This window comes from Neobacillus sp. PVCKKU3 (assembly GCF_058323225.1).
Window position 1 is genome coordinate 1 of the sequence record NZ_JBLVQN010000077.1, and the last position, 8,787, is coordinate 8,787.

9 protein-coding genes are annotated in these 8,787 nt (G+C 40.7%); 5 read left to right on the forward strand and 4 right to left on the reverse strand.

Annotation, left to right across the window (positions count from 1 at the left end; translation table 11 throughout):
• Positions 1 to 11: 11 nt before the first annotated feature.
• Entirely contained in the window at positions 12 to 998 is a 987-nt protein-coding gene (locus ACNQGS_RS28615) for a UCP032817 domain-containing protein (RefSeq protein ID WP_491490343.1), read from the reverse strand.
• A gap of 272 nt (positions 999 to 1,270) precedes the next feature.
• Between ACNQGS_RS28615 and ACNQGS_RS28620 the strand changes: the two genes are divergently transcribed.
• Both ACNQGS_RS28620 and ACNQGS_RS28625 read left to right on the forward strand, forming a co-directional pair.
• Positions 1,271 to 1,762, forward strand: a complete 492-nt coding sequence (locus ACNQGS_RS28620; RefSeq protein WP_491490344.1) for a CBO0543 family protein — start codon at positions 1,271 to 1,273, stop codon at positions 1,760 to 1,762.
• Positions 1,759 to 2,217, forward strand: a complete 459-nt coding sequence (locus tag ACNQGS_RS28625) for a CBO0543 family protein (protein ID WP_491490345.1) — start codon at positions 1,759 to 1,761, stop codon at positions 2,215 to 2,217. The genes ACNQGS_RS28620 and ACNQGS_RS28625 overlap by 4 nt, the downstream gene beginning before the upstream one ends.
• 93 nt (positions 2,218 to 2,310) lie before the next feature.
• Here ACNQGS_RS28625 and ACNQGS_RS28630 read toward each other — a convergent pair whose 3' ends face one another.
• The 3 genes from ACNQGS_RS28630 to ACNQGS_RS28640 all read right to left on the reverse strand — a co-directional run bounded on the left by ACNQGS_RS28630 (position 2,311) and on the right by ACNQGS_RS28640 (position 5,229).
• Positions 2,311 to 2,934 carry a DUF2306 domain-containing protein gene (locus ACNQGS_RS28630; RefSeq protein WP_491490346.1) on the reverse strand — a complete coding sequence of 208 codons (624 nt, stop codon included), beginning with the start codon at positions 2,932 to 2,934 and terminating at the stop codon, positions 2,311 to 2,313.
• 164 nt (positions 2,935 to 3,098) lie between these two features.
• Positions 3,099 to 3,791 (reverse strand): response regulator transcription factor, encoded by a 693-nt coding sequence (locus ACNQGS_RS28635; protein ID WP_491490347.1) that lies wholly within the window; start codon positions 3,789 to 3,791, stop codon positions 3,099 to 3,101.
• Positions 3,769 to 5,229 carry a sensor histidine kinase gene (locus ACNQGS_RS28640; RefSeq protein WP_491490348.1) on the reverse strand — a complete coding sequence of 487 codons (1,461 nt, stop codon included), beginning with the start codon at positions 5,227 to 5,229 and terminating at the stop codon, positions 3,769 to 3,771. The genes ACNQGS_RS28635 and ACNQGS_RS28640 overlap by 23 nt, the downstream gene beginning before the upstream one ends.
• Before the next feature lie 324 nt (positions 5,230 to 5,553).
• Here ACNQGS_RS28640 and ACNQGS_RS28645 point away from each other — a divergent pair, with 324 nt between their 5' ends.
• The 3 genes from ACNQGS_RS28645 (at position 5,554) to ACNQGS_RS28655 (ending at position 8,268) form a co-directional block, all read left to right on the forward strand.
• Positions 5,554 to 5,838: an SHOCT domain-containing protein gene (locus ACNQGS_RS28645; protein ID WP_491490349.1), complete on the forward strand. Its 285-nt coding sequence runs from the start codon at positions 5,554 to 5,556 to the stop codon at positions 5,836 to 5,838.
• A 281-nt stretch (positions 5,839 to 6,119) separates the two neighbouring features.
• On the forward strand, positions 6,120 to 7,133 hold the full coding sequence (locus tag ACNQGS_RS28650) for a DUF3231 family protein (protein ID WP_491490350.1): 1,014 nt from the start codon (positions 6,120 to 6,122) through the stop codon (positions 7,131 to 7,133).
• A 127-nt stretch (positions 7,134 to 7,260) separates the two neighbouring features.
• The gene (locus ACNQGS_RS28655; RefSeq protein WP_491490351.1) at positions 7,261 to 8,268 is read left to right on the forward strand and encodes a DUF3231 family protein; all 1,008 of its coding nucleotides are present in this window, start codon (positions 7,261 to 7,263) and stop codon (positions 8,266 to 8,268) included.
• The last annotated feature ends 519 nt before the right edge of the window (positions 8,269 to 8,787 follow it).

Here is an 8,787-nt window from a genome sequence, read left to right on the forward strand (position 1 = left end):
CATGCTTCATCTTAAGAGGAGCACCCGCTTCCGCAGCTCGAGCAGGATGAGCAGCTGCTTCCCCCGCCATCTCCTCCACTGTCCCCGCCGCAATTCCCGGAATGATTCCCGGAGTCGTCCGAAGAGGCGGATCCGCAAAAAACAGCGGTGGTGCAGCCGCTTGTATATTTTGCCGCTTCAGCGAAGGCAAACGCTCTCATGTAGTCCCAATATTGATCAAAATAAAAATACGAGAAAAAAACCATCCCCAGCGCGAGTGGAGCCATATCGCCGTATGTCCGCTGTTTCGTAAATGAACCTTTCGGGTTGGCACGATACATATTTTCGACTTCGCTTAATTGCTTTTTCATTCGGTTAACCAAATATTCAAGGAGGTCCTTGTTTTCCTCGCTCCGCTGAAAATATTTTTCTATCAACGCTTCCGTACTGTTTTCCTTAAATTCTTTTAGGAGTCCTCCCTCCATTGGGTACTTGAAAAAACTCCCCCACGTTTTCCAGCTGAACTGAGTAATTTCAAACAACTGAGAAAAAATCCAGTCAAAAAAGGCTCTTTCCTGCGGTGCCGGTTCAGGATTGGTGTTCGGCGTATGGTGCAGCATTTTTCCTAAGAATTTCTCGGAAAACAATTGATAATTTTTTGTAAAAAGGATCATTTCATGCCAGATTTCATCGACAACCTCACTAAACATCGGCGCCTTCTTTAAAATGTTGGCGACGATGAAATACCGTTTTAATTCAAACAGCAGCCATTCAAACTCATCTTCACTTCGATTCGGAAAATCCTTTAAAAAGCGCTGCTTTACCTGCTGTATGTAGTCATCGTCTAGTGCGGTGTTCAATTGATCAATCAAAGGCTGTATCGGGACATGACTTAACACACCTAAGTTGGCCGGGATGTTCTCCTTGGCTAGTTTTGGCCGTCTTTTGCCCGCTGAAGAAATATATAGGACGATAACTCCTATGACTATTACCCCTGTTATAATAACCCCCGCAGTCATTCCATTCCCCCCTCGTGGATGTCCTGTTTGGAAAAATTTCCTAACCTATAAAAATTATAAACAATCGAAATATAATTTTTAAGATTATTTCAGAAATTTACTCAAACTTAACAATCCTTTTTGATGCATAGGGACGTTTCTCTTGCCTCATCCAGCGATACCGAATCAGGGTTTCTATTTAGTGAATGACCTTGAAATGATGCATAAGAACCGTCCCCATGCATCATTCTAAAATTATCCTACACGAGAGATGGAGTTTCTTAGACATGCAGATGGAGCGTTTGATCTTGGCTGCTATGTGGCTGTTGGGCTTTGCTGGCTTTCTTTTGTTTATTCCACGTAAAGATTGGCGCAAGGGAATTTTGGCCTACATGATGTTTCAGGCTATCATCTGGCTTTGCGATATGCCTTCGTTTCATTTCGGCTTGTTAAGTGCGCCTGTTCGGGAGTTCCCTAAAGCGAGCCATCTCCCGATTACAATCGATTATTGGTTTTATCCCATTTTGTTTTCCATCTATTACGTGCATAAGAATGTAAAGGGCAGCCGATGGCCCAGATTTACATACTTTTTGGTTTGGGTCTCTGCCATCACGTTGTTTGATATTAATCTCGAGAGATTTACTGATTTATTAGAATATAAAAGGTTGACTTGGTGGGGGATGTGGATTTACATTTGGTTTCTCTTTTACGTGAGTCAAGTCTTGTGCAATTGGTTCTATAAGGACAAAGCTTTGTTTCAAGCAGAACGGCGGGATATCCGATGAGAATGGAATGGTGGCTCTTATTATCGGTCTATGTTGTGGCGACTGGCACTCTTTTCTTCATACCGAAAAATAAATTTCGCCTTGCCGTCGTGGCTATATTGTTCAAACAGGTTATTACCTTTCTTATAGGTTTAGTAGTCGTGGAGCTTGGACTGCTTGAATATCCTGTTCGATTATTTCCTTCTGTCAATCGGACGAGTTTTACATATGAGTACTTTGCTTTTCCAGTCATATGTGCCGCCTTTAATGTTTGGTATCCCAATAACCGAAGTACTCTTTGTCAATTGGCTTATTATGTAGGCTTTACCTCCTTGTTGACGATCGGCGAAATTATTATCGAAAAATACACCGACCTCATTACATACATACACTGGGCCTGGTATATTTCTTGGATTTCCATTTGCCTTTCATTCTTTATATCGCGATTATTTTGTCGCTGGTTCTTTGCAAAATGATGCACGGGGACGGTTCTCTTGCCTCATTCTGCGGTGCCGGTCCAGATTCCATGATGGTGCATGGAGCTGTGCGGAAGCCCCATGCATCATCCATCATTCCTTGAGTATCCCCCACTCAATAATGATGAAATTAATAATGATGGCGACCCATATATTCACATTCAGCACTTTTTCCACCATTGCCTCCCTGCCTTCCGGAAGAGAGAAGCCGTTTAAAATGCAATAGGTTAATAGCAATGCCGGCACGACAAGACGCCCGCTTACTGCTACTAGCGTGACGCCAAAACTGCGAATCATCCATTTACGATGCTCGTCAAAGTCTTTCCTCACAGCAGTTCGATAGCCTTTCCAGCAGGTGAAAAGCCATAATAGTGCTAATACTAGAAAGGAAGTCGCTTTTGAAAAATCCCCAACGTAAAAGGTGTATACCAAAGCGAGAACCGCGCTAATGAAAACACTGCCTACATACACTCTTCCAAGATAACGATGGACCTTAGGTGCTTTTATTCGAATCGGCTCCAGAAATTGAAAAAAGCCCGATAGCAGTGCAACACATGCTGTAATAATATGAGCAACTAATAAAGGAAATTGTATGGCCGCTGCTGTGAAAGATACACGACTATTTGCGGGATCAAATGTCAAATAGGGAGCCGAAAAGGGAATGATGACTCCAAAGGATACAATGACTAAAATCCACCAGCTTTTTTTAGGTTTCAATCTATTCACACTCCAATTTTGTTACTTTCTCCTGTAATAATGGTAATGGGTGTGTCTAAATGGATTCTAAACGAAATCTAAAAAAAGTATAAAAATAATATCACTTCAACTTCTAATAAAAAAAACGACCAAAATGATGCATGAGAACCGTCCCCATGCATCATTTACACATTAAACCGGTATCCTACGCCCCAAATGGTTTCTATGTATTGCGGCTTGGATGGGTTCGGTTCGATTTTTTCACGCAGTTTGCCGATAAACACGGTTACCGTGGCGTTATCACCCATAGAATCCAGGCCCCATATTTTTTCAAACAATTCGTCTTTGCTGAAAACCCTGTTCGGGTGCATCGCCAGAAACAAGAGCAGGTCGTACTCTTTCGATGTAAACGAGACTTCCTTTTCATTCAAAAATACCTTACGGGACAGCTTATCAATGCGAATCCCTCGGATACGGATTTCGTCCTTTTGTCTCATCAGATTATCTGTCATTAATCGGTCGTATCTAGCAAGATGCGCCTTGACCCGGGCGACCAGCTCGCCGACGCTGAATGGTTTGGTCATATAATCGTCTGCACCAAGTCCGAGACCACGGATTTTATCGATTTCTTCCTTTTTGGCAGAAAGCATTAAGATGGGAATGTTTTTCTCCCGGCGGACTTGCCGGCAGATTTCAAATCCGTCCGTATTTGGAAGCATGAGATCGAGGATGATGAGGTCGTACTCTTCTTCAAGTGCCTTTTTAAGACCAGCATCTCCGCTTGTGGCAATTTCCACCTCGAACCCGCTTGCCTCCAAATAATCTTTTTCTACCTCAACAATGACCTCGTCGTCCTCAATGATCAGAATTCGTTTCAATCGTCTTCACCCTCATTAGCGTAAAATAAATGCCGGTTCCTTCACCTAATTGACTTTCCGCCCAAACCTTTCCACCTTGTCCTTCAATGATCTGTTTGACAATCGCAAGTCCAAGGCCTGACCCTCCCGTTTCTGTATTCCTTGACGGGTCTGCTCGGTAAAAACGGTCAAAAATATGCTGCTGTGCTTCGGAGTCCACTCCCGGTCCGTTATCCTGAATATGGACTGTTGCTTTCTCATGATCCGCTATCAATTCCACCAGGATTTCCTTTTCTTGTTTATCCATATATTTCAGGCTGTTGCCGATAATATTCACCATTACCCTGCTCAACTTTTCACGGTCGGCCATTACAGGAACTGAATTATCATTGGATGTGGAAAACGTAAGCTTGATGCCTTTCATTCGCGGGTCGATACGCAGCTCTTCGACATATTCCCGTAAGAACAAGCAAATGTCCAACGGTTCCAAATGAAACGGCAGCCGATTTAAATCCAGCTTGGAATATAACATTAATTCATCTATCAAACCATCCATATCTTCGGCTTTTTTGGCAATCATCCTCATATATTTATCCTGTTTGGCAGCCGTATCCGCAATGCCATCTTGGATGCCCTGAACACATGCCTTTATCCCAGTAATCGGTGTCTTTAAGTCATGCGAAATATTAGAGATGAGTTCTTTCCGGTTCTCTTCATACTGCAGCTGGAGATGAATCGATTCATGCAAGCGGGCCCGCATTTCTTCAAACGCCGCCCCCAACTCCCCGATTTCGTCTTTTCGTTTCAATCTAACCTCATAATCCAAGTTTCCTTCTTTAAAATGATTTGCAGCTTTTTTTAACATGTACAATGGTTGGATAAAGCTGCGGGAAACTAAATAGGTAAGGAATCCGTTCGTTAGCCCAATGACCAATAACAGCAATAGAAAAAGCAACGGGAAAAACTTTCTAGCTTCGTCGAAAAACGATTTCAAATCGGAAACAAAATATACCGTCCCAGAAGTTCCATCACTGAAATCGATATTGTACTTTTCAACTGAAAAACGGCCCTTTCCCCAACGGGTCCAGCTCGTTTGCATATCTTGGATCGGCTGTTTAAGTTCAAGGTTTTCCACGAAAGGAGATGTGAAGGATACACGATTATTTTTTAAGACCACGAGTCCCGTCTGCAAACGATTCAATTGTTCGTCTGTTTTTTTCAAAAAATCATGATCCGTGAATCGATCAGGTTCTGTTTGGGCCATAAATTTCACGCCTGCAATCAGGTCGCGGCGCTGAGCAGACTCCTCCCAAAAGTCCGGCATCCCCTTCCTTCCCCCAGTTCCCGCCATATCTGTGTAGAAGGCTGAGAACAGTGCTGTTGCAATCAAGGCAAACAAGACGATGGGAATAAAGGTCATCGCTATATAGGAAAGTAGTAGTCTCTTCTTGATGGACATGGGCAAATCTCCTTAGAGCTCTTTTTTCTCAAACAACAAAATCAAGCCGGCTTTAAACATTATGATAACAGGAGTGGGAACGTATTGATAAGTTTCACAAGTGCTTGAAAAACTTCCCCCAATTCTATACACCTGCGAATTCATCTTGCCGAAGCATTCTATAATTCATCCTACTCCATATGTCTAAAACACTTCTAAACCATTTCTAAAAAAAGTATAAAATTCAAAAAAGGTACTTTAAATATCATTTGATAAGGCTTTTTGATATCTACATTCCAATTCTACACAGAACTTTTTATTAATATTTTAGGTTTTGTTCAGAGTTTGATTAGAAACGGAATGTATTCTGAACATGTAACGAATTTACCTAAGGAGACGATGTTTATGCATTGGGGCTATTTTCACCCATTTGGTTTTATCTTCTTTTTATTATTAGTTGGATTGATTTTTGCCAATTTCAGATTATGGCGAGGTAAAAGAGGTTTCTGTTATCAAGACAGGCATCATCATGACCCCCTGCTTATTTTAGATAAGCGATTGGCCTCGGGAGAAATCACGATCGAAGAATACACAAAGCTGAAGGATTTCTTGAGCGGGAAACAGAAGTAAACGTTGGGATAGTTCATTAAATGAAGGGTGCGGCTATCTTTTTTCATAAAGGCTGACAAGCCCGACCACTACAAAAAAACTCAGTTCGGTTATCTGGAACTGAGTTTTTTTGATTATTCACAAATAATGCTGGATCATCACCGGAAACGAAACTAAGCTGGACCATGGAATGAGGCACAAGAACCGTCCCCATGCATCAACTTCAATTTATCTGTATACTTCATATTCAATACCCATAAAATAATTTCAGAATAATAAATGGAAATACTGGAGGTATTTTTTTGGGGATTTTCAAGAAAAAAACGGCAAATAAATTAACTGCAGCGGAAGTGTCCGCTCTTTGGCTTCAGTATATGGGCGATAGTATGGCGATCTGTGTCTACAAATATTTTCTTAAAATTGTTAAAAATAATGAGATTAAACCCATCTTAGAATTCTCTTTACAGTTAGCTGAGGGTCATATTAAGAAAATCACCGAATTCTTGAAAAGTGCAAATTTCCAAGTCCCAATCGGATTTACTGAAAATGACGTGAATGTTAATGCCCCACGCCTGTTTTCCGATCAATTTTTATTATTTTATTCCTATATTATGACCATACATGGGTTATCCGCTTATAGCTTTGCAATTACAAATACAGAACGAGAAGACATTCAAAATTATTTTTTTGAATGCGTGGAAGAATCTAAGGATTTGTTCAAAAAAATAGTGAAATTGGCTAAAAATGAGCCGAAATATTCAAGTGTCCCCTCCATTCCTTCGCCTCATTGGGCGGAATTCATGGAAACACCGGGATTCATTTCAAATTTAATTGGAGACAAACGGCCATTAAACAGTTCGGAAATCAGCACCCTTTTCTTTAATTCAACGAAAACTGGATTTATCAGTTCATTAAGTTTGGCATTTAGTCAGGTGGCAGTGCGGGAGGATGTTCGTAATTTTATGCTAAAAAACGTTAAATTAGCAGGAAAAGATGCTGAAAGCTTTGACACTATATTGCAAGAGGATCATTTGCCAATACCTGAGAAATGGGATGGAGAAATTACTGATTCCACTGTAAGTCCATTTTCTGACAAATTGATCATGTTTCACGCAGGGTTTTTAGTAAATGCAGCTCTTACTTATTATGGTGCATCATTAGGTTCGAGCTTTAGGTCGGATATACTCGTAAACTATACCAAAGTATTTACTCACGCTTTGGAGGCTGGTGCAATTTCATACAATATTATGGTTAAACATGGCTGGTTAGAAAAACAACCTGAAGCGATTGACAGAAATCATCTGATTCAAGATTAATGAGATGATACGGCAAATTGTGCGTTGTATCCTACCTTTCAGCTGTCTTTACATCTGCTACATATATTCGGGGGTTTTGGGGAAATTGATATTAGAGAATTTTGTCTAATTCATTGGAGGTTGGATTATGGAGTTTGGAAATCAGGTGAGGCTTACTTCGGCAGAGATTACATCTTTATGGGCTTCTTATATCAATGACAGCGCTATTTCATGCAAGTTGAAATATTTTTTATCCAAAGTTGAGGATGAAGAAATTAAACCATTACTCAAAAAGGCTTTTGATATTGCTCAAGGAAATCTTAACACTCTAACTGAAATTTTCAAAAAAGAAAAATATCCAATTCCATATGGTTTTAAACTAGATCAAGATGTCGATACATCCGCTCCAAGATTGTATTCAGATCCATATATGTTAAATTACCTCCATCAGGCATCTCAAATTGCTCTCCAAGGGTATAGCATGAATCTGCCCTTATCTGTCAGGGGAGATGTTTATAGTCATTTTAATGAGTGTATTTCACAATTAACAACATTTCTAAGAGAGGTAAAGGAACTTTTGTTATCAAAAGGGCTTTATATCAGGTCTCCCTATTTGCCAATACCAGATGATATAGATTTTGTTAAAAAGAAAAGTTTTTTAAAGGGTTTTTTTGGAGAAAAACGTCCTTTAACAGGTACAGAGGTTACAAATCTCTTTACTAACGTTCAAAGAAATGCTTTTGGGGTAGCAAGCTTGCTGGGATTTAGTCAAGTTGCCCAGTCAAAAGAGGTTACCGAGTATCTGGTTAGAGGAAAGGACATTGCTAAAAAACACTGTGAAATTTTAGGTTCCCTTCTTAGTGAGGATGACCTCCCTGTACCAATGACATGGAATACCGAAGTAACAGAGTCAACGGCGTTTACCTTTTCTGATAAGTTAATGATGTTTTATACTACATCATTAATCGCCCTTAGCATCGGATTTTATGGAACAAGTATGGCAGTGAGCCCTCGAAAAGATATAGGGCTTCAATATGTCAGGCTCTCTGCTGAAATAGCTGAGTATGCAAAAGATGGAGCAAATATATTGATTGAAAACGGATGGTTGGAACAGCCGCCAATGGCTGCGGACCGGGATGAATTAGCAAAGAAGTGAGGCATGGGGACGGTTCTTCTGCCTCATTCTAGATGCTGGCCGATGGTCATTTTTGGTCCATGAAATGCCTGACATTGATACATTGGTAGCACTCCCTTTGTCTACAATCTGGACAAACACTCTTAAGACCCTCGACCGAGAAGTATTAATTCTCAGTTGCAGTATCCCCCATCGCAATGCTATCTGGGGAAAAAAATGCTTGATTACTTGCGAAACGCGGCTATGGTCGCTCTCAAAGCATTACAACAAGCCCCTTTATTCGACAAATTTCCAGGGAAATGGAGTTAACCAAACGTTTGTGTAAAAATGGCCACCCCACTGTTAAATCACAGGTTTGCGGCTTTAACTTACAGAAAAAATTGCCGAGCGCTGTCTTAAGCCCACAAAAATAAACCTTGCTCCACACCAGCAAGGTTTTTATGAGGATGATTCATAGGAACGGTTCTCTTGTCTCATTCCGCGGTGCCATTTCAGGTACCATCTTCGCACATAAGCTGAAAACGACTGAAAATGATGCAT